Origin of the sequence: Paucidesulfovibrio gracilis DSM 16080 (assembly GCF_900167125.1) — a bacterium.
Lineage (GTDB): Bacteria > Desulfobacterota > Desulfovibrionia > Desulfovibrionales > Desulfovibrionaceae > Paucidesulfovibrio > Paucidesulfovibrio gracilis.
Genome location: NZ_FUYC01000018.1, coordinates 16,666 through 41,833 on the forward strand (window position 1 = coordinate 16,666; position 25,168 = coordinate 41,833).

Below are 25,168 nucleotides of genomic sequence, written 5' to 3' on the forward strand. Positions count from 1 at the left end.
CAAACCCACAACACACGGCAGGAACGCTTTTTACAGGTTCCTGCCGTTTTTCATTCTTCCTCAGCCTGCGAAGCACCATTCATTGGCAGAACAAACACAAACGCGGCACCGGTCCCCTCCCCTGCGGATTCCGCCCAGATTTTGCCGCCGTGATTTTCCACGATACGTCGCACCAAAGCGAGTCCGAGTCCTGTTCCCTGTTCCTGACTGTCCAGTTGATGAAACAGTCCAAACACGGTTTCCAAATATTCGGCCTTGATGCCGCGTCCATTGTCCTGCACACGCACCAACAGTTCGTCCTGCTGCGGGCGAACTTCGCTAGAAACAACGATACGGAGAGGCGCATCCACACGGCGGAACTTGGCGGCATTGGAAAACAAATTAAGAAAAACCTGAACCATTCTTGGTCGGTCACATAAAATCTCCGGCAAACTGTCCAACCCTTCAACCGTTCCTTGACCTTCTTCCAATTGCCCCTGCGATAGCTCTTTCGCTTCTTCAGCCACTTCTCCCAACGAGACCCTGACCAAGGGATTGTCCATCCGTCCGACGCGGGAAAGTTCCAGCAATTCCCGCAATAATTTCTCCATACGATCGGTGGCATTGTTGATGCGGGCCAAATCAGCGGCCACCCGGTCCGGATCACCCAATTCCAAATCCCGTTCCAACAGTCCAAGGAATCCCTTGATCGTAATAATCGGACTTTTGAGGTCATGTGAAACAGTGTATGTAAACCGTTCCAACTCATCATTTTTGGCTTCAAGCCGCTCCACCAGTCGCTGCAATTCACGCTCATGCCGGCGACGTTCGCTCACGTCCCGCACCACGCCCTCTACAGCAATAGGCTGACCTTTCCCGTCAAGCACAAGCCGGGAACTTGTTTCCACGGGAACGGCTTGCCCGTTTTTATGGCGAAGCAAACTACTGAATGACTGCAATACTCCCTGCTGCATAAGCTGCTCCAAGAGTGCACGCCGATCCTCGGGACGATAGTAAAAAGTCGAAGCGACATCCTTCCCTTCCACTTCAGAAAACTTTTCATACCCAAGCAGTTCATACATCCGTCTGTTAGACATAACCAACCGGCCGGACAGATCCGCCCGATAGTAACCGTCCATCATGTTTTCCAGGATCTCCCGTAGCGTTTCTTCACTCCGGCGAAGATCCTCCTCCATTTCCCGGCGATGTGTGACATCGGAATGCACCCCAGCCATGCGCCGGATAGTCCCGGACGCATCCCGAAGGCACGTCCCACGCCCAAGAATCCATCGCCAGGAACCGTCCCGGTGTAACATTCGATATTCCACCGCAAAAGAATCGGTGTTTCGATCAAACAGCGCCTGATTGGCTTCCATCACCCGGTCGTAGTCCTCCGGATGAATACGAGATTTCCATTCATCCAGATCATTGGCCAATTCATGGTCGCCATATCCGATGATTTCCTTCCAGCGTGGAGAAAAATAAACCTGATCCGTTTCCCGGTCCCAATCCCAAATCCCGTCGTTGGCACCAAGCACTGCAAGCTGGTAACGCTCCTCGCTTCTGGTCAACGACTCCTTCGCAAAGCCGACACGTTGCAGCAATTCCCTGTTACGCAATCCCAAAAACAACATGGCCAAAAGCAAGACGGCTGCAAGTGTGGCGATCCATTCCCATGGCAACCGCTTAAGGGCATTTTGTCCGATCCAACGTTGTACAATGGACTCAAGTCTCGCTCGGGGCACTGCATCCGCATGTTGCTGCAACAGGGACAGCGTGGCCCCATCCCCTTTGCGTACGGCGGGATGACAGCCTTCGGAATACAGTGGATCCGGAGAATAGCGAAAGGCATCGCCGGAAGCATGGCGGGAAAGGAAAAAGGTGATGACGGGTTGGTCGCCGACCATGACACGGATATCTTTGCTTATGGCGGCCCGCACCATGGCTTCGTGATTGGAAAACAAGGCAAGACGCAGATACGGAGCCTTTTCACGTAAGAATGTGCTGGCATAATCGCCCTGCACGACTCCCACACGGAAACCTCGCAAATCTGCAAGAGAACGGACTCCAAGCACGCTTTCATGAAAAAAAACAGCACCACGAATTGAATAGTACGGCTGTCCGTAATCAAAAAACTGCTCGCGAGCCGATGTACGAAACAGACCCGAAAGGACATCTGCTTCGCCCGCCTTAACCATCCGCAAAGCTTCAAGCCAAGGCTCAAGCCGATATTCTATGGGGATACCGGTTTGTTTTGACCATTCCTTCCAGTAATCCACGAAGATTCCCCGCGGCGTACCGTTATCCCCTACATATTCAAACGGTGGGTAGTTCTCATCCCCCACGATGATCAGCGGCCCTGCCTCGCCCTGCCCCCCTGCCATGGCCGATGGAAGAAAGCAGAGTCCCCCCAAAAGGAGCAACATGCTCATGACGCTGCGAATATATGTCATTGAAAATCCCCTCATCTCCATATCTACACCACGCCATGGGAAAAAGCGCAACCATCCTTTTTACCCCACCGGGTAAAAAGCTGTTTTCTGGCACTGTCGTTGCTTTAGAGCCATAGGGAAAAAACTTCCTCCCATACCGAAGTATGAAAAAAACGACGCTAAATTCATACTTCTGGCCGATTGTGACCAACGCTTTCATGCACATAAGATGGTGGAAAGAATAAAAACAGGCGTCAAAATTTAGGGGGAACCATGATTCGCAAATTCACAGCATTTATCCTTTTGGCCATGTTATCCTTGGCCGCCCTGCCTGCACAGGCCGAGCTGTGGACCTTTGAAGACCAGTACACTCACTGGAACGGGTGGGGTACACACCACGAAAACAAAAAAGACGTCATTGGCATTCCGGACTTTACCGACGGAACCGCCACCGTGGTCAACAACACGCTGCAATCCGTTCGCTTCTTCTTTTCCGCCGGAAGCTCGGAAAGCCTTTACAACCAACTTGGCAGCGGCGACTTGTTCGTCAACACGGACAACGACAGTTCCTGGAATTATCTGGTCCGCCTCAACAATGACCTCACCGCCGACGTTTACAACTTCAACACATCCTACACGGATCGCGGCGCATATTATCTGGGCCATGCCGACGGCGACTACCGTGACTACCACCCCGCCTGGGGCAAAGTCTGGGGTGATGCGCTCTACAGTGGAACGTGGTCCGGAAAGCCCGAATTTCCCGGCGAAGGGAATGTGGGAGTCATTTCCATCGCAGGTTTGAACATCGACTTTGACAAGCTCTCCCTGAGCTATACGGTGAGCTGCGCCAATGACATCATGGGTGCGGACACATTTTCCAAGACGCCGATCCCCGGAGCCGTGTGGCTGCTCGGTTCCGGTCTCCTGGGACTCATCGGACTGCGCCGTCGCCAGAAAGGATAATCCTCCCTCTCCCCACCAATCGCGCCAGTAAATAAAGAAGGCAGGGAACTCCCTGCCTTTTTTATTTGTATGGTCTCCCCATAGGGATCAATTCGTCCTGAACAACGCTCCATCCCAGGAAACTGTCGTTCGGATGGGGTTCCAAAGTATTCGCCGATATCCAATGCGGCCGTTACGGTTAAATCCCAGCCCCTATGCCGTCATTTTTTCCCTCTCCGATCATCCGGGACCGGGGATCAGGTCGGTCCAGATCGACCGCGTGGGGAAGACCGCGGACCATGCGATCCAAATGGCGCAGATACCATTTGTAACGCAAAAGATAGAACGACAGCCCCTTGGAAAAACGCCGCCCCACAATTCCATCGACGAAGAGCTTGCTCACTTCCCGTTCATTGAGGAGAATACGTTGCGATTCTAGGAAAACCGCCCGTTCCTCACCAGTCATGGCCGCGACCTTCACGCGGAGTGCGCTGGCGGCGCGGGGTTGGTACATATACATATACAACAAATCCAAAGCGTTCACGATCATAACCTTGTCCAAAGAACTCCGGGCCGTGCGGACTTCACTGAAGAAATAGTCCGGTCGCTGCAACATTTCCAAGACATCACGTCGAGGGAAAAGTATCTCCAATGAAGAATACGTTTGAAAGACTTGATGAAGCTTTGCAGTATAATCCCAAAGCCGCATGGAAATATTGTTTTTCCGGTCGGCCAGTCCCTCGATAAAGCCAGCCACACAGTCGGAAGCCAGCTTGGAGATGACCGCAGCCCAGCGTTGCAACACACCGTTCACATCGGGTGTTCCAAGAAAGCCCAAAGCCAACCCCACAACGGAGTTGAACAACACCGCAATGGGGATGGACAGCACACTACGGAAAAAATTACCAAATGCGGCGCTTCGCGGAAGTCCCCGGAACAAATTGTGGCTCGTGATATATATTCCATTGGTCAGCGCCATGATGGTATATAGCAACAATGGGCTGGTTGTGGTGTTGACCCCGAACATCCCATCCAAAACAACGCTCTTGGTCAGCCAATCCAGCAACGGCACGGAAAAGCCAGTAAAAAGCAGCGAATCGGAAATTCGGCTCCAGCTTACATAGTCATTCCAACGCAACAACGGGGACCGACGGAATCCGCCCCCTCCGAGCACGGACTGGATCACATTGCGAAAACCGGTGATTCCAAACCAAATAAACGCTCCAAGGTAGGCCAGCACCCACCAGTCCTTTGTCAGCGCAAATGTCAAAAAAGCAGGAATAAACCCCACCAAGACCTTAAGCGAATTCATCCAACGGCTATTCAGGTGCCGCCAATTCGGCGACTGGTTTTGGTGCTCTTTTTCACAAGGAGGTACGATTTCAAAATCCGTTTCCCTGCGTGGCCCTCCCAACGTTGCAACGTTCCCCTGCTCCTCCATGGATACGGTCCATCGAACCGGCTTCCAGTCCTCCTTACGCAGAAACGTCAAAGCAGAGAGCAACGGAACCCCACGGACCAATTGAAACCATCGCCGCCCCATAGGGCTGACCGCCTCGCTCGGGATGCATGTAATCCGTCGCCACGATTCCACAGTAACCGGCAGAAATTCACGCTTATCGGCCCGCACGAGCAAATTCCGTTGCGCACGACGGGGTAAAGTTGCTGAAACAACCAATCCCATGCCGCGCGTAAGCACGGAACGTCCTGTGGACCGACTCCCCATGCTCGCCTTTAACGGTGCGTGGCGATAGAGCGTTCGAAACGCGTTAATATTGCCAAGTATTTTGTTCAACTTATCCAGCAGAACATTCCCATCAATCCCCCCCTGCTCCAAGCTCCGGATGCGATCCAACAAAATGCGCTTCAAGGCCATGGGTCCGGGGTCATTGATGGCGAGCCGCAACTTGTTCAAAGCCACACTCTGCGCGGAGCGACTGTCCACATCCCCCTTGAGATTGAAAATCTCCATATGCGTGACATCGCCACGACAATCGTACAGCAGTTCAAGAACCTGCTCCACGCCAAGGCCGTCCGGAACCAAAGTTACCCGGTTCAAGGAATGCAAACTCCTGATGCGTTGCATCAGAGCGCGGGGCGTCAGGGCGATCAACTCCGGTAAATCTTCCGCTTCCGGGTCGCCCGGATCGGATAATTCTGGGTTACGCTCAGGGATGAGATACTCTTCAACTATCTCCTCAGCACAAAGGCTTTCGAGCCGCTCCTGCATTGCGCGGACCTTTTCCATGTCTGGACAATTGGGATCGCACAAGCACTGTGCCAACGTTGCGTGATGTTCCCGCAGGAAAGGAATCAACCCTTCCAGAATAAAGGTTCCCAAGTGCAACAGTGAAGGTTGGCCCATGCCCACAAAGCTGCAAAAATCAACCTCATCCAATTCCGGCGCGGCGATGCCCAGACTTTCGCCGAGATCAAAACGATGCCGTTGGTTGTAGGCCCGAAGAGCTTCAAAAACATAAGCGTGCTGGTAATTGGAAACTTTGCGGCCGTCGGACAAGAACTGTTGCATGTCCGGACGACGGAGAAAGGCAAGAAAATCCTGCGCATCGCCAAACCCTCGAGGCTCCCAGACAAAACGTGCGAACCGGTCCCGGTAACGGGCCGAAAGATCCACGCCGATATGGACAGAAATATCCATAATCTTAGCGGCCTGTAGCAATTCATCCGCCACACGTGGATCAACGTAATTATAATAAATGACACTCAGACGCCGGATACCCTTGATCCAGGCATCCATGATCAGATGGGTGGGGGATTTACGCCCTTTGGTGTTCGCGTCATGCACATGGTCATCAAAACTGATCTGATTCCATTCTTCCGGCATTTCAACCAGATGATACTTGCGCAGCTGGCGCAAGACCATACGTGGTTTACCTGTGGTAACAGTTCGAAACTCGTGGGCCAGGGTCAATTGCTTAGCGGTATCACCCTTGGCCCGGACCAACTCCTTCATAATCTGCAAAAGAACCCTGGCCGCATTGATCCGCAACGGTCCCTTGGCCGTGGTCAAGACCTCGTCTCGAGCGGCGCGCAGCGCTTCCAAGCGTTCCGTAGCCTTGCCCTGCTCCAGTGAACCCAACAAATGGATCACCGCGTATGCCACGCGCAATCCTCGGGAAGCTGCCATCTCCTTAATGCCGTGCGGGTGCAGATAGGGAGCCAGCAATTTTTTCAAATCCCAATGCGGCTTATCCCGATCCAACACATCGTTTACAATGGCAAGAAGAACCTCGTCTCTACGATCAAAAAACAAGGAGGAAGTCCGCTCCGCAGCAACAACCGGGAGGTGTTCCGAAGTCGTTTCCGGCATTTTGCTATACTCCATATGGCGGCGTTAAGAAGAGTGGCTTTCAATGACCATCCTTGGACTGCAACGCAGGGTGGGCCTTCAAAAAAAGCACTGATACGAAATGACGCCGCCAAACGCATTTCACCAAAACAGATCATTATTCCGAAAGATTATTCACTACGAACAGAACGCCGCCGTTTTGAACGACACATCATGTTACGAATGTGTTACAAAAATCCCATGCCATGGCCCGATTTGCCGCACAAGGAAAATCATGTCCAACCGACGGTGTAGGAATAGGCTAACAGATAGCGATAAAAAGGAAAGCACTCCACAAGCGACCCTTCCCAATCCAGGGTGCTTCGTTGAAGCGCTTATTGAAGAACAACACACGTAAGTCTTTTCAAATCATGTCAGACAACGCGCCCCCGGCACACTACAAAACCAATAGGGAAGCGTTCTCCCGAGGGCAAAGGCAAAGTGGAACGACAGATATCGAATTGAACCGGATCGTCTGGCCTTCCTTCGCAGGCGAAAGCGGCCACACACGCAACAATTCCCTACTCAGCTTCAGGATCAGGTCCAAACTCAAAACCGTAGCTGGTAAGAGGCGCCTCCTTGGAAGCCCAGACCAACTCCGCGACTTGTTCACTGAACCCCCCGTCATCGTCGTAAATCCGCATTCGAATACGGATGGGGTGCTGTGTGGTCATGCGTATCCCGGTACTGGATAAATCAACGGATTCCGCCTGAATAATGTCCGCATCCACAAAAAATTCCACCGGTTTTTTCACGGTCTTTCGTTCCGCAGTCCGCTTGTTGTCATCCCCCGCCATCATGACACCTCCCACGTAAGAGTAAAGATACAGCCACCGGCACCGGTCACCCGCATCTTACTATCCGTTTCGTGAATATCTTAATGATCCTTGACTCAACGTATGGCCTGCAATATTCTTATACTATCATCCCCCAAAAGAATTACGGAGGAATAATTTATGGAAAAATGGGAATGTCCGTGCGGTTACGTGTATGACCCGGAACTTGGTGACCCCGACAACGGCGTCGAGCCGGGAACACCTTGGGACCAGGTTCCTGAAACCTGGGTTTGTCCCAAGTGTGGCGCGGAAAAAGAATACTTTGAGAAACTTTGATCAAAACCAAGGGCGGACAAAGCACCGCCCTTTCTTTTCCGCCTGCTCCCTTTGCTGGGACAAACACGGCCCATCATCAACCTTCATACAACCCTTGAAAGAGATCCTCCACCTTCTCTAAAACTTCAGCCATTGTTTTATCAATAATATCGCTCGTCAATCCCAACCGTTTCGCCACCTGCTCAGAGGGGCGGTAATTCAATCCATCCACCCCCACGCCGATACCGGACATCTTTGCCAAGGAATCAGCCACATGAACCAGGTCCAAGGCCAAATCACGCTGCGGAATGCCCAACGGATCATATTTCCAGCGGACAACTCGAACGATATTTTCCGGAAGTTCCCAGAAATCCAGCAACAAAGCCCCAACTTCCGCATGATTGATACCGAGAATCTCCTCCTCGGCCGCCTCGAATGTCATCCCTTGATCATGGGCTAGACGAAGGATTGGCTCGGCATCCACGGCCAAAAACGTACCAAGCACCACCTTGCCGATATCCGAAAGAAGGCCCGAAGTGAACGTGTGCTCCGGGGGATGCACGGATAGTTGCCTAGCCAACTCTTCGGCACTGACAGCAACGGTGATGGAGTGTTTCAACAGTGTTCCCGGCGGCAGGCCATAGCCCTTGATCTCGCGGTTGGCCACGGGAGCCAGCCCCGCAGTGGTAAGTATTTTCTTCAGATTGGACGCTCCGAGACGCACAATGGCCTCACGAACAGTGGAAATGCTCCGTTTGGCTCCGAATACAGCGGAATTAGCCAGACGCAAAAGATTACTGGTCAAACCCGGATCATGCTCAATGGCTTTGGCCAGCTCTCCCACATCCACATCGGGATCACCCAAAAGCACCACAGCCTTCTGCACGGAGGATGGCATACGTTCCACATTTTGGATTGCCGAAATGATCTCCTCGCGCCGACTCATATATTCCTCCGCTTTCCAAACGTTTTGATCACCACCTCGCCGCTGTCCAGATGCAAAAACATGGTGCGGGGAATTGTTCCTCCTACCTCCTGGGCGGTAAGTCGCAGGCGTTCCTCCTGGAGCACCTGATGCAAAGCCGCAGTGTTCCGTTCTCCGGTCCGAAACACGTTGTCCCCGCGCATATCGCTTCCTCCAGCCGCTTTGATGACCAACCGGCGGCGAACTGCCCCCAAATTTTCCAAACGTGCCACCATAGCCCGAAACCCCACAGTGACAAACATATAGGGCGTCCTGGCTGCTTTCTCAGGAGAGGCGTTGGCGTTGGGCAGCAGCGCATGCATCATGGCACCAATTCGCTTTCCTGGATCATAAGCGGTTATCCCCAGACACGACCCAAGGGAATACGTCACAATCATCTCTTCAGGACGAACCGAGTATTTCATATCCGAAATGCTGACAACGAGCTGTCGAGGCTCCGGTTTGAGCACCACAGGCACACTCCCCAGTTTGTTTCATGGTACCTTATTCCCTGCATTTGGCAAGGCATACTGTACAAGCCATTCCCCCTCTTGCAAGAAAATGGCCCATGACGTATTCTGAGTGAAAGGAGGCAACCAATGGCTTTTGATCCTGTTGACAGCAACGCCGTAATGGAAACGGCCAATGCCATTCGAGGCTTCGATATGGACATGGCGGAAACGGCACGCTTTGACGATCAAACCTACAGCTCCAACACCATTGTGGAATCAGTGGACTACCAACTCACCAGCGGTACCAACGCTCTGGATTTCGCCAATACCGGAACCAACTGGGATCCGAATAAAAATATTCTCGCGGCCTATTTTGACGGCACAGGCGCCATCATCAACGGCTTATATTGAAACGGCTTTTACTGCCCCTCCGCCCCCCTTCCTGCCTTCAAAGGCAGGTAAAGAACATCCGCAGGCAATCTCATTGCTTCAGCGGACTCATGGTGATAGTATCTATTTTTCAATAACCTACAGTTTAAAATGTGGAGAACCAAGTGAGCAACATCCTCTACGTCAAGGCCTCCCCACGCGTGGGACGCTCCCACTCCATCGCCCTGGCCGACGCTTTTCTCACAGCGTACCTTGCCCGCAATCAAAATGACACCGTCGCAGAAATGGATCTTTTTCAAATGGATTTACCGGATCTTGATCCGGTCACTGTCCAGGGAAAGTACAATATCATGCACCAGCTTGAGAGCAGCGAGGGAGAGCGGCAGGCCTGGAAGCGCGTTGAGCAGTTGATAGAGGAATTCAAATCCGCGGACAAATACGTATTCGCCGTCCCCATGTGGAACTTTTCTATTCCCTACCGTTTGAAACATTTCATCGATGTCGTCACCCAGCCGGGATATACCTTTACCGTGGGAAGCAACGGTTACGAAGGATTGCTGCAAAATCGCAAGGCACTGGTTGCCTATGCCAGCGGCGGCGACTATGCGCCGGGAAGCCCCACCGAGTCATTCAACTTCCAGTCACCCTATATGGACCTTTGGCTAGGCTTCATTGGCATTACCGAAGTGGTGAGTGCGGCGGCGGCAGGCATGCTCGGCCCCAACAAAGAAGCATCAAAAGCCAAAGCCATCAAACGTGTCCAAGAAATCGCCGAAGATTTTTAACCATCTAGCCATCGATAAAACACATGGGGAGGAAAGCGAACGACTTTCCTCCCCATGTGCTTTCAAATGAGACGCGTTCAACCTATTCGGAACCGCATTCAATACATGTCGCCGCTCCGTCACGATCCTTTAAAACCAGGTCCAACACTTCCTCAAACTCCTGCAAGGGAGCTGCTCCACGAATCGCAACGCCACCAATCAGATAGGTAGGGGTTCCACGAAAGCCAAATGTCCTGGCCTCCTGGACGTCCGCCGCGATGCGCTCCTGAACCGAGGCTGACCGGGCAGCAACATAGGCCTGTTTGATGTCAACACCCAAGTCTTCCAATATATCCCGAAGAGTTGGACCAGATGGTCCCTCTTCCTGAATGGTGGCCCGTGCGGCAAAAACCCGCCGCTTGAATTCCCAGGCCGCATCCTCGTTCTGGAGGGCTACCCCTTCAAAAAGTCCCGCCAAAAGCTGCGATCCCTCATGCAATGGAAAATGCTTAAACACTACCTTGATGACTTCGGGGTGCAGCTCTTGCAACTCATGTAATGTCCGGCTGCCCCGATCACAATATGGGCAGAAAAAATCAGAATACTCCACAACGGTCACCGGAGCGATAACACTTCCGCGTATAGGACGGTCGCCTTCAATGACCGGCTTAAACGGTTCCGCCAACTCCAAAAGCCACTGCTGTCGCCGAGCCATGGCTTCCTTATCCGTTACTGCTTCCTGCATAATCTGCAACAATTCCAAACGATGCTCCCGCAAAACGTCCATAACGATCTCGGGATTCTCACGCACGGCTCGACGCACGGCTTCCTTTCCGGCGCAACCCGCCAAAATCGTACTCAGCAACAGGATGAAAACAACAACTCGACGCATTTTCCTCTCCTCAAAGCAAATACGGCGGCCCAGGGGACCGCCGTACCTATTTCGTTACCAACTTCGGAATTATCGCTTCGCTCCGCAATTCGGGCAGAACTTGCACTCTTCCAAGGCGATGGTTTCACCGCACTTCTCACAAGAACGTGGAGATGGACCAAGCTCTACCAACAGCTCACCACCCTTGACCGGTACCATCTTCTTGTCTTCCTCGAAATTGGCGGTCTTGAGAACGCGGCGAACGATCCCCTCCACCGGCGCAAGCACGGCCTTTTCCTGTTTCATGATGGAGATGTTGAAAATCTCCTCACCTTTTTTGACCAGATCGCCGGGACGCACATGCATGACCCACAAGTCACCGGTGGAAGGCGAAGCAACCTGCATGATATCATCAGGATCGGCCATTTCCACGGCACCAGGTCCGGACTTGCTGGCCTCCTGTACCTTAACCTGATGACTAAGGTTTTCAGAATCATAGATATAGCGCACATCGCAAACGCCCTCATCATCAGGATCAGGAAGGTCCATAAGCTTAAACTTATGCGGCTTTCCGGAATTCCCGATGAAATAGACCTCCTCACCTTTTTCCACGCCCTCAAACCAGACGTGAAGCGGAAGGTTGTTCGGATTCCCGTACTTGGACTTTTGCTCAATGGTCTTCAGCGCATCGCCCGGATGGTTCAGGTACATGACGAATTCTTCATCAGAAGGTTCACGTCCCAAGGCTTCGTCAAGCGCAGCACGCTCCGCCACAAGATCGACATCAGGCAGAGAGTCCAGCGGAGAGTCTTCCGTACGCTCGGCAACAGCCTTTTCCCACTCCAGACCAAAAGCGGATTCATAAACCCAATTCGGCGGCCAGCCCAAAGGTAACTTGCCAAATTTGCCTTTCAGCAAATCCCGGAAGGCATCGTTGCAATCGCGGTAAATGGTCAGCCGCGCCTTACGCTCCTGGTCAGAGAGTTTTTCCTCCGGCACGGAGTTGACGACTTCCATAATATTCAGCAGACGGCGAACCTCTTTTTCCCCACCACGCTTATGCGCGCCGGTAACGTTCAGGAAGGCCGTGTTCCAGGTGATCTGGGAGCCGGGAGTCACGTCATGATAACGGACGATCTTCCGTGTTTCGGCCAGATACTTCAGCATATACGGAAGCAGGCGGATATACCCCTGTTTCATGGCGCCTTCCTGGGAAGAGGACGTGGCCCCGCCGGGCATCCCGTGCCGGACAACGTCGTGGTCAATACCCTGGAAGTACGGTGAGGTGTAGCGATCATAGTAGGGCATGATCTGCTTGAGGGCAAAGTTCGTCGAGCGGATCATTTCCTTGTCGAGATTGGTCTTCAATCCCAACTCCCCTTCCATATAGGAAGCAGTGGACAGGACTTCTCCCTGTCCGTACCAGCGGACCGAAGAGCCGATGGCAACGTCAAGAATATGCGCACCGGCCTTGGCTGCGGCACCGCACGAAGGTACGAAAAGACCGTCAGTGTAATGACGATGGTAATGCAGGACCAGATTCGGATACTTGGCCCGCAATGCCCCCACCAGCTCACGCATGAACCATGGCGGACACACACCGGCCATGTCCTTAAGTCCGAGGATGACCATATCCTGAACCTTGGTGGTGTTCACCCCGGCCACATCCGCGCACATGCGCAGAATCTCCTCGGTAACGCCGAGATAGTGCTCCACATCAAAACCGGCAGCCCAGGACATGGACAAAGCAGGTTGGAAGATGTTGGTCTTGCTGGACAGGGCAACCTCAGCAAACGGCCGCATATTTTCAATATGGTTGAGGAAGTCGAAGCACCGGATCACGTCGAAGTGTTCGGCTATCATCTCCCCGGTCAGCCGCATGACGTTTCGGGGCTGCGGCTTATAGCCGAGCACATTGGTGGAGCGCACCAAAATCTGTTTCAACGTTTTGGGCGCAAATTGGTTCCATTCCTTGGCCTCGGTAAAGGGATAGGTCATGTTGGCAAGCATGGCCACGTGGAAATGGGCGCCGCCGCCGCTCTCCAACGAGAAAAATCCGCATTTGTCGAGGTAGGGACCAACCAAACGATCTTCGGCCAGACGGAACCGGTTGCCGGAGTTGGACTGAGTAATGTCTCGGGTAGTGGTGTCGGTCAGGTGAACCACACCCTTTTCCCTGTCTTCACGCAATCCATTAATGATGTCCGTGCGGTCCATTCCACGCTTAAAACGAGGCTGGAATCCGGTGTCAATCGCCGGAGGTCGGACGAACTCGAACTTTCCTACGCGTTTGTCCGCAATGCTACGATATTCGCCGAGCTGGACATAGGGGTTATACCCCTTGGCGGAAATCTCGGCGATAAGCCGACACAACCTGAACGAATCCTTGGCCTCATCCGAATAGGCCAGAAGTTCGTTTTTATGCATATCCACGAACTTCGTGTTGTAATTGGCGTAAAAGAAATCCGGATGCTTGAGCACCTGCCGATGAAAGGGAATCGTGGTTTTCACGCCGCCGATAACGTATTCACGCAAAGCACGGCGCATAAGCAGCACGGTTTTTTCCCAGGAACGACCGTAGGTGATGAGCAACGCCGCGGCCGAATCGTATTGGGATGGGAAGGTATACCCTTCACCGATGCAGCTATCCAAACGCACCCCCTGACCGCCGGGAGCAAAGTACCGTTCGATACGGGCAGCGTTGGGGGAAAAGCTGTTCTGCGGATCCTCAAAATTGATTCGGACCTGCAACGCATGCTGGAAAGGTTTGCAATTCTCTTCCGTAAAGCGAAGCTTGGAACCGAAAGCAATGGCAACCTGTTCTTCCACCAGGTCGATGCCATACCGGCATTCCGTAATGCCGTGCTCCACCTGGAGCCGGGTATTGACCTCGATCAAATAGGGAGTGCCGTCCTCTTCCACAAGGAACTCCACCGTACAGACGGAGTAGTACCCGACAGCCTTCACCAGATTGCGGGAATATTCCTTGAGCTGTTCGCGCAACTCCGGAGTCATCTGGGGCCAGGGGGACGGCGTGATCTCGATGAGCTTCTGGTGGTTGCGCTGAACGGAGCAATCACGCTCGTCAAAAGCGAAGACATTGCCATGCTGGTCGGCAATGACCTGAATTTCGATATGTCGGACCGACGTCAGCAGCTTTTCGATGTACAGCCGCGGGTTGCCAAAGCTGGCCTGCGCCAAGGCGGACGCTTTGTGGAAAGCCTTTTCCAGCTGGTCTTCGGAGTAGACTTCGTAAATCCCGCGTCCACCGCCGCCGCCCTCAGCCTTGAGCATGATGGGCAGCCCGATCTGCTTGGCGATCTCGCGGGCTTTGGGGATGTCTACGGCTTCTTCGGATCCGGGAACAACAGGTACGCCGATCTCCTGGGCCAGCCGACGCACCGCAACCTTGTTGCCGAGCGTACGCATGGCATCGGTCGGCGGGCCGATGAAAATGATCCCAGCTTCCTTGCACTTTTCTGGAAAGGATTCATCTTCCGCCGCGAACCCCCAGCCGGGATGGATGGCGATAACGCCGCGATCCTTGGCTCGTTGAATGATGGTGTCGATGTCCAGATAGGCTCGGGGATCGTCTCCCAGCAACATCAACTCATTGGCGCCGGAGGTGGCAGGAGACGTTTTGTCCACGTCTGTGGCGGTCATGACGCTGATGGCTTCCGACATTTCCGAAATAGTTCGGCAAATGCGTCTGGCCGGGATGCCCCGGTTCGCCACCAGAATGGGCTTGTCACTCATCAAATCCAGAATTTCATTGAACGATTTGGGCTTCATACGTCCTTCCGATTAGTTGCAGACGCCGAATCGACGGGGGTGTCCGGTCGCCGCTTTTGAATGGTGTTAGGGCTGCTCGAACAAGATACTTCCCGAATAGACAACGGACTTGTTTCCATTTTTGTCTAGAATCAAGCCGCCGTCCTGATGAAGACCGACAAGTCTGGCCCGTTCCCAATGCGTTCCCTGTCGATGGTAAATCATATGACCAAGCCAGAGAAGGCGTTCGGAAACGAGTGACAGAAATGTTGAGGGTGATGTATGTTTCAAGATTTCCTTGTACGCATTTTTCGACCGGTTTACAAGCTCCAGCCAGACCCCCAAAGGACTCCTACCGTGGGGTCGCAATTGTAAAATGTCAGCTCGGGCCGCTGCTTCAGAACGCATTTTGTGATCGCCCGGCGCTTGCGCCAAATTCAACCCCATGCCGATCACAACATCCTGGCCACGCTGTTCCACCAGGATGCCTCCGACCTTACGGCCGTGCTGATACAAATCGTTAGGCCATTTGATGCGGACGCTCTCCCCCAATTCCGTCAAGGCCTGAGAGAAAATATACCCGGCCACCAGGGAAAGCAGGCTGTCCCAGGGAGCTGGAGGAACCTCCAGCGCAAAGGAAACATGGAGATTGCCGGGTACAGAGACCCAGGGACGACGCAACTGACCGCGCCCCCCCTTCTGTTCCACGGCCACAACCGATCCCCAAGACGGCAGCGCCCCCGCACGAATCAGCGCCCAGGCAACTTCCATGCTGGTTTCACACCGGCCCCCAACCCAAACGGGTCCGACCCCCTGGACGCGAAAACGCCGAACCAAGACATCGCCCCACGGAGGTAAAGAGATACCATCGTACTCACCAACCGCATCCAAACGAGGCTCACCGGCCCACCCCGGACTCTGAAAGGCCAACTCCTTGAAGTCCACGGGATCAAATAGTTCCCCCAACCCATTATCCAGCAGCAACACTTCACAATTCATTGATAAATCCAATTTTTCAGCCATGACAAGCACCCACGGCATGTGCTAATGCCACGACATGCGAATTTTATTGGTAGGCGGCGCGGTTCGCAATTTGTTACTTGGCCTCCCTCCGACCGACAAGGACTTTCTTGTCCTGGATACGGACAGGGAGACGTTTCTTCGGCGTTTTCCAATGGCCCGGGAGGTGGGCAAAAACTTCCCGGTTTTTCTTATCAACGGCCAAGAATACGCCTTTCCCCGCCCCCCTTCCTCGGCCACTGCCCCACCAATTACTGAAGAAGAAAAACTTCAAGCGGATCTTGAAGAACGGGATCTAACGATCAACGCCATGGCACTGGATGAATCCGGGGAACTGTTTTGCCATCCCTTGGCGTTGGAGGATCTGCACGCCCGGTTATTACGCCCCAGCCACAAGCACACCCTGGAAACCGACCCGGCCCGCGCTCTTCGTGCCGCCCGTTTCCTGGCGCAATACCCCATTTTCAGACCTCATTCGATTTTGGAGCAAGCCATGGGCGGCATCGCGTCGTCAAATCGACTTCACGGCATCGCCCCGGAACGGGTTGGTCATGAATTGCTCAAAGCCCTGAGTGCTCCAGCCCCAGAACGCTATTTTCGTTTTTTGGCAAAATGCCGATGTCTTAATCCATGGCTTACGGAATTGGAAGCCTTGCAAGCTGTTCCCGCCGGTCCAAAACAATTCCACGGCGAACGTGACGCATTCGGGCATACCCTGCACCTCCTCCAAACCATGCCCGCCCAATTTCCAGACCATACCCCGGAACAACGATGCGTACTCGGCTGGATGCTCCTCTGCCACGACCTGGGAAAAGCTCACACACCACCAAACGAATGGCCACGACATATCGGACACGAACAAAAAGGGGGCGCACCGGCTCAAAGGATGGGAACCCGCTTGGCCCTTGCCAACCGATATTTGGAGGCAGGCTCGGTGGCCGCGCAATGGCACATGCAGGCTGCGCGGTATCCCACCCTCCGCCCCGGCACCCGCGTGGACTTGCTTATGCGACTCTACTCTAAACGATTGCTGCGCCCACTCTTTGAACTCGTTTGCTTGGATCAAGGAGAAGATTACCGGCAACGGGCTGAACGCGACCTGCAAAGAATCCTCGCTGTTCGACTCCCGAAAACGCTCCAAAATATGGGACGGGAATCCGGTCAACGATTACGAGAACTTCGGGCAAACGCTCTGACGAACGCGAGGCCGGATTGACCCATCTCCGGCCATTGCGTACTAACAAAAGTGCAAACAGCAGTACCCTATTATTGCAACCTTCTTCCACGGAGTAATGCCGCATGCGATTGGTAACCCGTTCCGACTTTGATGGACTGGCCTGCGCCGTGTTGCTCAAAGAGCAAGGCCTTGTGGACGACTATCTTTTTGCCCACCCCAAAGATCTTCAGGACGGCAAAATCCCTGTCAATGCCAACGATATCCTTGCCAACGTTCCTTACGTTCCGGGAGCGGGACTCTGGTTTGACCACCACACCAGTGAAAAGGAACGGCTGGACCAAAACCTTCGATTTGAAGGCGCCAGTCGCCCCCTTCCAAGCTGTGCCAGGGTCATCTGGGACTACTATGGAGGAGAAGAAGTCTTCGGTAGTCATTTGCTTCCCATGATGCAGGCCGTGGACAAGGTGGACAGCGCCAACCTCACAGCGGATGACATCACCAATCCCCAAGGGTGGATTCTGTTGGGCTATGTCATGGATCCGAGAACCGGCTTGGGCCGATTCCACGATTACCGAATCTCCAACTACCAGCTCATGCTGGACATGATTGAATACTGCCGCCACAAAACCGCGGATGAAATCCTTGAAATCGAAGATGTTCGGGAACGAACCCGGCGATACTTCGAGCAGACCGATCTTTTCGTGGACATGCTCAAACACACGACCACGGTTCATGGAAATCTGCTGGTTACGGACCTGCGGGAACAGGAGACCATCTTCGCAGGCAACCGGTTTGCCGTCTACGCCCTCTTCCCCGACGCCAACATCAGCATGCAAATCATGTGGGGTTTTAAGCGCCAGAATATTGTATTCACGGTGGGACACAGCATCCTTAACCGCACCAGTAAGACCGATGTGGGCAAACTCATGCTGGAATATGGTGGGGGCGGCCATCCTGGCGTGGGTACCTGCCAGATCCCGGTTGAACAGGCGAAAACGGTTCGAGAGGAACTTATCCGCAAAATCAATGCACAGGGCTGAGCTTCAGGTCGCCCTCCTCCGCTCTCTCCTCCATCCAAACCATTTCAAGCGTCGGGGCGGACCAAGTAACTTCTTGGTCCGCCCCGCATTGCGCATTCATCTCTAAAAAATCAAGTATTTTAACGGTCAGTTACCCAGCTTCATCCGGATCAACCCTGCGTACCTGCTTCACCAACGCCCAAACCTGCTTGGCATGCTTTCTGTAAACCGAACCAGCAAAAGCGCGAAGCTCAGAACGAATCTCCGACAAAGGCGGGAAATCTGGAAACGGAGTCAGGCCCGTTGCATCCAGATCCACAGCCTCATAGCGGAATGCCTCATCAAGGGAACGCATATCATCGGCTGGCGCACCTGCGATATTTTCGCGCTCCAAACCGGCGGGGTCCAACCCCCGGACATACTGCAACGTCCCGGAGACGGAAGTCTGACCATTCATTTTTTCCAATGTGGCGTTGATTTGCCGTTCCAAATGCTTCAACCCCACATAATGCACGGTCAATAATTTCCGACGAGGTTCTTCCGGATCTGCGTACTCTTTGCCATACATATATTCGAGCACAGCACGTCCCATGGCGGAATACGTTGCTTCCACCAGGGAAAGGTATTTCCTCCGCCGCGTTAACGCCCATGGCACCCGTTCCAAAACAGGAACGCGTTCTTCCTCCATGGACACGGGAACATCGTCCCACCCCACCCCCACCAGGGTATAAAACTCTTTTCGCGTCTCAATATTCGGGAAAAGGAAATGCAGCATTTCAACACGTTCCGCCGCATAACGAAAAGCAGGCTGCAGCTCTCCGGTCAAAACCTGAAAGTGCTCCATATGTCGGTCCATGCGCCGCCGAGAGCCGAAGAAATTATCGGCCATCTCACTGAGAACCTCTTCCGCCAGTCCTTCGGCATACGATTCGAAATCACTCATAAAAATACGCCTCCAGCACTTTTTATTCTGGTACGGCATTTCCAACAACCCATCAAGATGGGGAGAAACAAAAAGCGCATTCCTGCATGTCCTGATTAGACGTTGAAAAAAAAACTCAAACCACCTAAACTTTGCAAATATCCGTTACAGTGCATCCTTGTTCTCCTGTCCGCCAAAAGGAATTGCCAGGCAACCTTCGCAAATGTTGTACCCTGCGTCCGGTATGCCCTCCATACGGCATCATGACTCCATACCGGGCGGATCATGAGACACAAACATTCCAGGACACAAGCGGACGAATGGCCAAACCGCCGGTGAAGCCGACCTCGGCATCACGAACCGCCCCCCGGCGCAACGGAACATGATTGAGAACGGAACACAGCTCAAGGAGAACGCATGAGAACCAATCGCCTTTCTGCCGTGATCAGCCATCTGGCTTTACTTTTGATGCTCCTGTGTGTGGCGCTGCCCGCCTCTGCCTTCACACTCAAGGAGCAAATGCTCATCGACAGCTATGAAAAAGCAATCAAGACGGCGGCAGAGCACGCCCTCACCGAGATGCGGCCCAGCGCCGAATATCTCGGATCCAAAATACAGCGCATTCGTGAATCCGAGGCGTTGGACGGCGGCACCATCAAGGCCAGGGTCGCCACCGCGTGGAAATTTCCCCTGCTGGACGACCGTTACCAGACCGTCATCGACATATGGATCACGCCGGACGACAAAGCCATCTATCTGACGCGCTACAAGCTTCACTCCGACAACAACCGCGTTCCCATTTTGCTGTCCACGGATGAGCGTGTTCAAGTTTTGCTTCAAACCTTGGGCATGATGGAAGTGGAGTCCTCGCAAGACGACTTCTAACGCTCCATAGCACAAGCCCGTTTCACCCAACCTTTCAGCCCAGGCTCCCTGTCCCCTTCAGGTTCCGGGAGCCTTTCATTCCATGACGCGCACCATCTGTTTTTTCAACACCAACCGCCCCTGGGGCGGCGGCGAAAAATTTAATCATGACTTTGCCCTGCTCTGTCGGGATGCCGGGTGGAACGTCCATGTAGCGGCCCATCGGGACGGGGAACTGGCCGAAAGGATTCGGCGGACCCGGGGCATTACCCTGCATGAGCTGCACATCGGCAATCTCAGTTTTCTCAATCCGATCAAAATGACGCAACTGTATCAGCTGTTCCGATCCCATAAAATCGATACACTGATCATGGCCCTGCCAGCTGACCTGAAAGCCGCGGCACCTGCAGCACGTCTGGCAGGAGTCCGACGCGTGGTTTACCGTCGGGGGATTGCGGTTCCGGTGCGCAACTCCCTGTTGAACCGCTGGCTGTATGGCCGGGTGCTGCACCGCCTTCTCGTGAACTCAAAAGAAACCAAGCGCTGCGTTCTCACACACAACCCAACGCTGATCCCCGAAGAACGCATTCGACTGGTTTACAACGGATTCGACGTTCAGACCTTTGACAGTCTCGATGCCACTCCGATCGTACCACGCAAAGGACCGGAAATCGTTATCGGTAATGCCGCCCGCCTTACACCGCAAAAAGGGCAACGCCACTTGCTTCGGGCTGCCCGTATGCTGAAAGACCGCGGGCTGCGCTTTCGCCTGCTGCTGGCCGGCGTAGGAGAAGACGAAGCCGCATTGCGCGAGGAGTGTTCCCGCCTCGGGCTTGACGATCGAACAGAATTCGTTGGATTTTTTAAAGAAATAAAACGCTTCTACGCTTCTGTGGACATTTTTGCCTTGCCTTCGCTATGGGAAGGTTTTGGCTATGCGCTCGTAGAAGCCATGGCTATGGAACTCCCTGTGGCCGCTTTCAGCGTATCCTCCAATCCGGAAGTCGTAGCGGACGGGGTAACCGGGTTGCTGACTCCGCCCAAGGACGAAACAGCTTTGGCGGACTCTCTGGAGCGATTACTTCAAAACGCGGAGCTACGCCGGAGCATGGGACAAGCAGGGCGCGCCCGGGTATTGGAACGTTTCGACACCCGCCATGCCCTGCAACGGTTTTTGGATGCCGTGGAATAACATAACGGAAGCCGGTCCGAAAAAGGAAAACATTGATTAAAATAGCGTCCGGTCCAACAAAAGATGAGAGAAATACCCCAAAACAAAGGCAAGATAAAAAGGCAAACTCTGTTCCCAGGGCGTATCCATAAAGAGCAGGGGTACACCCAGGATGGGGGAAGGCAAAACCAGCATAGCCCACCAGGAATGCACCCAGCCCCTATGCCGCCCTGCCACGGGGATCAACGCCAACAGTCCCACCCAGGCCGCATAAATATACATTTCCCGGTAAATAAGCCATCCGTCCAGGAGTAGCAGCAAGCTGTAGAACAACGTCTGCCCTTTGGAATTGGTATCGATATCCGGAAACAGCGCTCCCAAAAGCACCAAAGCAAAAAGTGCAGCCAGCATGGGGTACTCCCCGGAGTACAGCCCCACTCCGGCGATCACCACCAGCATGGTCCCGCCGACAAACGCGCCGCCTAGCAGATGTCCTTTGTATCCCGGCATATTTCTTTTCCTCAAATCAGTATATGGCGACCCTTCCAGCAAGGCAACAACCGGCCTGGCCACCGGAAAAAAAGGGAGCGCCCCTCCCGAAGGAAGACCGCTCCCTATCCCATTGCCCGGCCGGACAATGCAATGCGCCTACATGGCGCCGCTGGCCTGCAATTCCTCAATCTGCTTATCAATGGCCTTGGTAAGCACATCGGGCAGCCCCATAATATCAGTATTCAGGAACCCACGAACAATGGTAGAGGTGGCTTCGTCCTCATCCAGTCCACGAGCCATGAGGTATTCAATCTCTTCCTGGGCAATTTTGCCTACGGACGCTTCGTGGGAAAGTTCCACCCCTTCCAGGGAGCCGTCCAATTCCGGAATAGCGTGAATACGCCCATTTCCAAGAATAAGCCCCTGGCACTCCAGATGCCCCTTGGCCGGAACGGCATGGGCTCCGATATGCCCACGGTTGATGATGGTACCACCTGTGGAAATGGTCCGGGCGATAATCTCGCATCGAGTATTGGGCGCTTCCATAATCACGCGGTTGCCCATATCAAGGTAGGAATCTTCCGGAGCCACGATCACGGAATTAAACCGGGCCACGGAATCCTCGCCCACCATGCGAATGGACGGGTACATCTGGAGATCGCGAACGGGCTTGAGCAGCACGTAGTTGGAAAGGAATTTCCCCCCTTCCTTGACAATGCCCGCGGAACGAGGCCGGACTGCGACGTTATCACTCCAGTTGTGGACCATGGTAAAAGTCAGGGAAGCGTTCTTTTCCACAAAAAACTCGGAGATTCCGAGGTGCGCACCCCCCTGGGTGCCGTGGGCCACGGAACAACCCGTGATGATATGCGCTTCGGCACCTTCCTCAATGATCACAATATTATGAACATTTTGGCCAACTTGCTCGGACTTGAGCATCAGACAGGACTGAATGGGCTGTTCGACCTTTGCCCCGGCCTTGACCCGGATAAAGTATCCGCCATGCAGATTTTCCGCTGCGGAACGGGTGTAGTCGTCCTTATCCTTATCAACCAAGGTCCAAAAATAATCCTTGAGTCCGTCGTACTTCTTCAAGGCGTCCTTGATGTCCATGATTTCCACGGCATCATTATGCGAACGGCAATGCACTGCGGAATGGTCCATCTGGAGATATGAGGCACTCCTGTTGCTCTCATCGGAAACCACACCGGCCATGAGCAGCTGTTCCTGATCAGCCTTGTCCAGGGTATCAAGTCCTGTGATGGCTTCGTGTTCCCGGCCCTTAAATTCGAATTGCTTAAGATCGACATCACGCATAGACATATATCTCCTCACCCGAATCGAGCGGGGTTAGTTCAGGCACTTCACGCATTCCTGGTAACCATATTCCTGAATATGCTCCAGGATGTCCCGGGGACGAGCTTCGCAGCAAAGATGTCCGTTGTAGAGCACCTGGCCGCGATCAGCATTCACGTAATCCAAAATGTATCCGGTATGCGTAATGATCAACCCGGAAGTCCTACGCTTTTGCATCTTCTGTTCCTTCATGCTCAAATCCGCCCGGGGCTGCACATCCCCATCCAAGATGGAGCGGGCCACCTTGCCCACCAGTTGCATATTTTCCAAGTCTACACCGGATTCCGGCTCGTCGAAAAGTACCAGCCGAGGATTTTGGGCCATGAGTTGGAGCAATTCGGAACGCTTGATCTCTCCACCGGAAAATCCCGCATTGATATCGCGCTCCAAAAAATGATCAAAGTTCACTTTGCGGGCCATTTCATCCACATCCACTTCATGCCCGCGGGCACACATCTGCACCAGATGGCGGGTGCGCAGGCCATGGATGGTAGGCGGACGCTGGAAGGACATCCCAATCCCCAGCCGCGCACGTTCATACGTCGGCGCGTAGGTCACGTCCTCACCGTTAAAGAATATGCGTCCCTTGGTCACCTCATATCCTGAAAACCCCATCAGGGTCATAAGCAACGACGTTTTGCCGGAACCGTTGGGCCCGAAGAGAATGAAGGTCTCTCCTTCGTTGATCTCCAGGTCGATGCCCTTGAGCACCTCCCGCCCGTCGATTTCAACATGCAGATTTTCGATCTTGAGCATCGGATTCCTCACTTATATTGACATTCAACGAGCCGGGTTTATTACTTGACACAGCTCGGCAAGTCCAGCCGCAAACGCGGCGCTTCATTTTCCAACATGTCCACGCATTGCCGAAAGTCAAGGCCGTGCACAGAAGATATTGCACCCCGCGGGCCAAGCGGGGCAAAACCAAGGAAAAGGTCATGGCCAAAAAAAAGCTGAACTCCCTTGATGCTCTTCAATCCGTTAGCTTTGGAGAAAAGAAAAAGAAACGTCCCAAACATGAACGCGTCGTAGAGAAGGTGCGTGAACGCCTAGGCCTTGTGGATGAAGAAAAAGAGCCCTCATCCGCGAAGGATAATACCCCCCGGGCCGAGCCGGATGATGAGCACATGTTTTTCAGCGCCATGCAAGGCGTGGCACCCCTGGATGAAAGTCAAGGAAGGCAAATAGCCCCGGAAAGCGCGCCTCCGGCTCCTGCACCTTCCTCCATTGATGAAGATGCTAAGGAGTACCTCGACAAATTCGTACGGGGTGAAGTGGATTTTGAGTTGGAGTTCACGGAAGAATACATGCACGGGTACGTCAAAGGGCTGGATGCCAAGACATTCAACCAACTCAAAGCGGGAACCCTAAGCCATGAGGGGCATCTCGACTTGCACGGCATGAATGCGGAACAAGCCTATGACGCCATGGTCTTTTTCCTTAAAGAATCATATCTGCAGGGACGGCGATGCGTTCTTCTCGTCACAGGACGCGGCATTAACTCCCCTGGAGGACAAGGCATTCTCCGTCGCTCCGTACAAAACTGGCTGACCAGAGAACCTCTCAAACGCGTCGTGTTGGCCTTCTGCACGGCCCGCGCCGCGGACGGCGGTGCCGGAGCACTCTACGTACTGCTGCGAAAACAACGTAAATCCCAGGGCAAAATCCACTGGGACCGTTCGGCATTCTTTTCCGATTAACACGTCTGACGGGCATGGTTGACCACTATCTCATGCTCCCTTTTCATCTTCCTGTAACATTCCGAGATTAAAAAGAATATTTGTCAAAAAGGAACATTTAGTCTTCTTCTCCGCAAACTACGAAACAACGATTCTTAAGAAAAATTGAAAAAAATGCTCAAAGATCGTTGACAAGCAGTCGGCCCAGAGGTAGTAACTCCCTCGCTTCGTCGGGATGTAGCGCAGTCTGGGAGCGCACCTGAATGGGGTTCAGGGGGCCGGAGGTTCAAATCCTCTCATCCCGACCACGACGAGAGCCAAGGGGTTTCGGATAGTATCCGAAACCCCTTTTTCGTGGTGACTCAAATGGGGTCTACACCAAAAACGGGGGCAGTCACGAAAGCGAACTGTTCCGGGCATGTCCACTTACCCGGGTCTACACCAAAAACGGGGGCAGTCACGA

General features: G+C 53.6%; 21 protein-coding genes and 1 tRNA gene. 10 read left to right on the forward strand and 12 right to left on the reverse strand.

All coding sequences use genetic code 11. From position 1 onward, the window contains the following. Positions 1–50: 50 nt before the first annotated feature. Entirely contained in the window at positions 51–2,432 is a 2,382-nt protein-coding gene (locus B5D49_RS12500) for a PAS domain S-box protein (RefSeq protein WP_159447231.1), read from the reverse strand. Between the two features lie 252 nt (positions 2,433–2,684). Here B5D49_RS12500 and B5D49_RS12505 point away from each other — a divergent pair, with 252 nt between their 5' ends. Next, positions 2,685–3,374 carry a hypothetical protein gene (locus B5D49_RS12505; protein ID WP_078718049.1) on the forward strand — a complete coding sequence of 230 codons (690 nt, stop codon included), beginning with the start codon at positions 2,685–2,687 and terminating at the stop codon, positions 3,372–3,374. Positions 3,375–3,552: 178 nt separating this feature from the next. On the opposite strand, the gene B5D49_RS12510 is transcribed toward B5D49_RS12505, so the two are convergent. Further along, entirely contained in the window at positions 3,553–6,684 is a 3,132-nt protein-coding gene (locus B5D49_RS12510) for a hypothetical protein (RefSeq protein WP_200806804.1), read from the reverse strand. A gap of 539 nt (positions 6,685–7,223) precedes the next feature. After that, positions 7,224–7,502: a PilZ domain-containing protein gene (locus B5D49_RS12515; RefSeq protein ID WP_078718050.1), complete on the reverse strand. Its 279-nt coding sequence runs from the start codon at positions 7,500–7,502 to the stop codon at positions 7,224–7,226. A gap of 156 nt (positions 7,503–7,658) precedes the next feature. On the opposite strand from B5D49_RS12515, the gene B5D49_RS12520 reads away from it, so the two are divergent. Next, positions 7,659–7,814: a rubredoxin gene (locus B5D49_RS12520; protein ID WP_078718051.1), complete on the forward strand. Its 156-nt coding sequence runs from the start codon at positions 7,659–7,661 to the stop codon at positions 7,812–7,814. A gap of 76 nt (positions 7,815–7,890) precedes the next feature. Here the strand turns inward: B5D49_RS12520 and B5D49_RS12525 are convergent, their stop codons facing one another. Both B5D49_RS12525 and B5D49_RS12530 read right to left on the reverse strand, forming a co-directional pair. Continuing rightward, positions 7,891–8,739 (reverse strand): HDOD domain-containing protein, encoded by an 849-nt coding sequence (locus B5D49_RS12525; RefSeq protein ID WP_078718052.1) that lies wholly within the window; start codon positions 8,737–8,739, stop codon positions 7,891–7,893. Continuing rightward, entirely contained in the window at positions 8,736–9,230 is a 495-nt protein-coding gene (locus tag B5D49_RS12530) for a chemotaxis protein CheD (RefSeq protein WP_234990739.1), read from the reverse strand. Before B5D49_RS12530 ends, B5D49_RS12525 begins: the two co-directional genes overlap by 4 nt. 126 nt (positions 9,231–9,356) lie before the next feature. Between B5D49_RS12530 and B5D49_RS12535 the strand changes: the two genes are divergently transcribed. Together B5D49_RS12535 and B5D49_RS12540 are read left to right on the forward strand one after the other, a co-directional pair. Further along, positions 9,357–9,620, forward strand: a complete 264-nt coding sequence (locus B5D49_RS12535; RefSeq protein ID WP_078718053.1) for a hypothetical protein — start codon at positions 9,357–9,359, stop codon at positions 9,618–9,620. Positions 9,621–9,763: 143 nt separating this feature from the next. Continuing rightward, positions 9,764–10,384 carry an FMN-dependent NADH-azoreductase gene (locus B5D49_RS12540; RefSeq protein WP_078718054.1) on the forward strand — a complete coding sequence of 207 codons (621 nt, stop codon included), beginning with the start codon at positions 9,764–9,766 and terminating at the stop codon, positions 10,382–10,384. An 82-nt stretch (positions 10,385–10,466) separates the two neighbouring features. Here B5D49_RS12540 and B5D49_RS12545 read toward each other — a convergent pair whose 3' ends face one another. From B5D49_RS12545 to B5D49_RS12555, 3 genes are all read right to left on the reverse strand, one after another. Then, positions 10,467–11,255, reverse strand: a complete 789-nt coding sequence (locus B5D49_RS12545) for a DsbA family protein (protein WP_078718055.1) — start codon at positions 11,253–11,255, stop codon at positions 10,467–10,469. A 69-nt stretch (positions 11,256–11,324) separates the two neighbouring features. Then, a complete protein-coding gene (locus tag B5D49_RS12550; protein WP_078718056.1) occupies positions 11,325–15,026 on the reverse strand; it encodes a pyruvate carboxylase in 3,702 nt (1,233 codons plus the stop codon). Positions 15,027–15,092: 66 nt separating this feature from the next. Continuing rightward, positions 15,093–16,004 (reverse strand): biotin--[acetyl-CoA-carboxylase] ligase, encoded by a 912-nt coding sequence (locus B5D49_RS12555; RefSeq protein ID WP_159447232.1) that lies wholly within the window; start codon positions 16,002–16,004, stop codon positions 15,093–15,095. Between the two features lie 58 nt (positions 16,005–16,062). Between B5D49_RS12555 and B5D49_RS12560 the strand changes: the two genes are divergently transcribed. Both B5D49_RS12560 and B5D49_RS12565 read left to right on the forward strand, forming a co-directional pair. Then, positions 16,063–17,241 (forward strand): hypothetical protein, encoded by a 1,179-nt coding sequence (locus B5D49_RS12560; RefSeq protein WP_078718058.1) that lies wholly within the window; start codon positions 16,063–16,065, stop codon positions 17,239–17,241. An 83-nt stretch (positions 17,242–17,324) separates the two neighbouring features. After that, positions 17,325–18,242, forward strand: a complete 918-nt coding sequence (locus B5D49_RS12565; protein WP_078718059.1) for an exopolyphosphatase — start codon at positions 17,325–17,327, stop codon at positions 18,240–18,242. Positions 18,243–18,372: 130 nt separating this feature from the next. Here the strand turns inward: B5D49_RS12565 and B5D49_RS12570 are convergent, their stop codons facing one another. Next, the gene (locus B5D49_RS12570; protein ID WP_078718060.1) at positions 18,373–19,164 is read right to left on the reverse strand and encodes a hypothetical protein; all 792 of its coding nucleotides are present in this window, start codon (positions 19,162–19,164) and stop codon (positions 18,373–18,375) included. A 396-nt stretch (positions 19,165–19,560) separates the two neighbouring features. Between B5D49_RS12570 and B5D49_RS12575 the strand changes: the two genes are divergently transcribed. Both B5D49_RS12575 and B5D49_RS12580 read left to right on the forward strand, forming a co-directional pair. Beyond that, positions 19,561–20,028, forward strand: coding sequence for a hypothetical protein (locus B5D49_RS12575; protein WP_078718061.1), 468 nt, complete (start codon positions 19,561–19,563; stop codon positions 20,026–20,028). 82 nt (positions 20,029–20,110) lie between these two features. Beyond that, complete coding sequence (locus B5D49_RS12580) at positions 20,111–21,199, forward strand: glycosyltransferase (RefSeq protein WP_078718062.1); 1,089 nt, start codon at positions 20,111–20,113, stop codon at positions 21,197–21,199. Between the two features lie 36 nt (positions 21,200–21,235). Here B5D49_RS12580 and B5D49_RS12585 read toward each other — a convergent pair whose 3' ends face one another. From B5D49_RS12585 to B5D49_RS12595, 3 genes are all read right to left on the reverse strand, one after another. Then, complete coding sequence (locus B5D49_RS12585; protein WP_078718063.1) at positions 21,236–21,688, reverse strand: metal-dependent hydrolase; 453 nt, start codon at positions 21,686–21,688, stop codon at positions 21,236–21,238. A gap of 138 nt (positions 21,689–21,826) precedes the next feature. Next, positions 21,827–22,987 carry a SufB/SufD family protein gene (locus B5D49_RS12590; protein ID WP_078718064.1) on the reverse strand — a complete coding sequence of 387 codons (1,161 nt, stop codon included), beginning with the start codon at positions 22,985–22,987 and terminating at the stop codon, positions 21,827–21,829. 33 nt (positions 22,988–23,020) lie between these two features. After that, positions 23,021–23,782, reverse strand: a complete 762-nt coding sequence (locus tag B5D49_RS12595; protein ID WP_078718065.1) for an ABC transporter ATP-binding protein — start codon at positions 23,780–23,782, stop codon at positions 23,021–23,023. Between the two features lie 182 nt (positions 23,783–23,964). Between B5D49_RS12595 and B5D49_RS12600 the strand changes: the two genes are divergently transcribed. Together B5D49_RS12600 and B5D49_RS12605 are read left to right on the forward strand one after the other, a co-directional pair. Then, positions 23,965–24,726, forward strand: coding sequence for a Smr/MutS family protein (locus tag B5D49_RS12600; RefSeq protein ID WP_078718066.1), 762 nt, complete (start codon positions 23,965–23,967; stop codon positions 24,724–24,726). A gap of 210 nt (positions 24,727–24,936) precedes the next feature. Then, positions 24,937–25,013: transfer RNA gene (locus B5D49_RS12605), tRNA-Pro, on the forward strand. Positions 25,014–25,168: the final 155 nt, after the last annotated feature.

Coding starts and splice junctions, on each gene's coding strand:
- B5D49_RS12500 (WP_159447231.1), bottom strand. CDS start 2,432: ATGACATATATTCGCAGCGTCATGAGCATGTTGCTCCTTTTGGGGGGA.
- B5D49_RS12505 (WP_078718049.1), top strand. CDS start 2,685: ATGATTCGCAAATTCACAGCATTTATCCTTTTGGCCATGTTATCCTTG.
- B5D49_RS12510 (WP_200806804.1), bottom strand. CDS start 6,684: ATGCCGGAAACGACTTCGGAACACCTCCCGGTTGTTGCTGCGGAGCGG.
- B5D49_RS12515 (WP_078718050.1), bottom strand. CDS start 7,502: ATGATGGCGGGGGATGACAACAAGCGGACTGCGGAACGAAAGACCGTG.
- B5D49_RS12520 (WP_078718051.1), top strand. CDS start 7,659: ATGGAAAAATGGGAATGTCCGTGCGGTTACGTGTATGACCCGGAACTT.
- B5D49_RS12525 (WP_078718052.1), bottom strand. CDS start 8,739: ATGAGTCGGCGCGAGGAGATCATTTCGGCAATCCAAAATGTGGAACGT.
- B5D49_RS12535 (WP_078718053.1), top strand. CDS start 9,357: ATGGCTTTTGATCCTGTTGACAGCAACGCCGTAATGGAAACGGCCAAT.
- B5D49_RS12545 (WP_078718055.1), bottom strand. CDS start 11,255: ATGCGTCGAGTTGTTGTTTTCATCCTGTTGCTGAGTACGATTTTGGCG.
- B5D49_RS12550 (WP_078718056.1), bottom strand. CDS start 15,026: ATGAAGCCCAAATCGTTCAATGAAATTCTGGATTTGATGAGTGACAAG.
- B5D49_RS12555 (WP_159447232.1), bottom strand. CDS start 16,004: ATGAATTGTGAAGTGTTGCTGCTGGATAATGGGTTGGGGGAACTATTT.
- B5D49_RS12560 (WP_078718058.1), top strand. CDS start 16,063: ATGCGAATTTTATTGGTAGGCGGCGCGGTTCGCAATTTGTTACTTGGC.
- B5D49_RS12565 (WP_078718059.1), top strand. CDS start 17,325: ATGCGATTGGTAACCCGTTCCGACTTTGATGGACTGGCCTGCGCCGTG.
- B5D49_RS12570 (WP_078718060.1), bottom strand. CDS start 19,164: ATGAGTGATTTCGAATCGTATGCCGAAGGACTGGCGGAAGAGGTTCTC.
- B5D49_RS12575 (WP_078718061.1), top strand. CDS start 19,561: ATGAGAACCAATCGCCTTTCTGCCGTGATCAGCCATCTGGCTTTACTT.
- B5D49_RS12580 (WP_078718062.1), top strand. CDS start 20,111: ATGACGCGCACCATCTGTTTTTTCAACACCAACCGCCCCTGGGGCGGC.
- B5D49_RS12585 (WP_078718063.1), bottom strand. CDS start 21,688: ATGCCGGGATACAAAGGACATCTGCTAGGCGGCGCGTTTGTCGGCGGG.
- B5D49_RS12590 (WP_078718064.1), bottom strand. CDS start 22,987: ATGCGTGATGTCGATCTTAAGCAATTCGAATTTAAGGGCCGGGAACAC.
- B5D49_RS12595 (WP_078718065.1), bottom strand. CDS start 23,782: ATGCTCAAGATCGAAAATCTGCATGTTGAAATCGACGGGCGGGAGGTG.
- B5D49_RS12600 (WP_078718066.1), top strand. CDS start 23,965: ATGGCCAAAAAAAAGCTGAACTCCCTTGATGCTCTTCAATCCGTTAGC.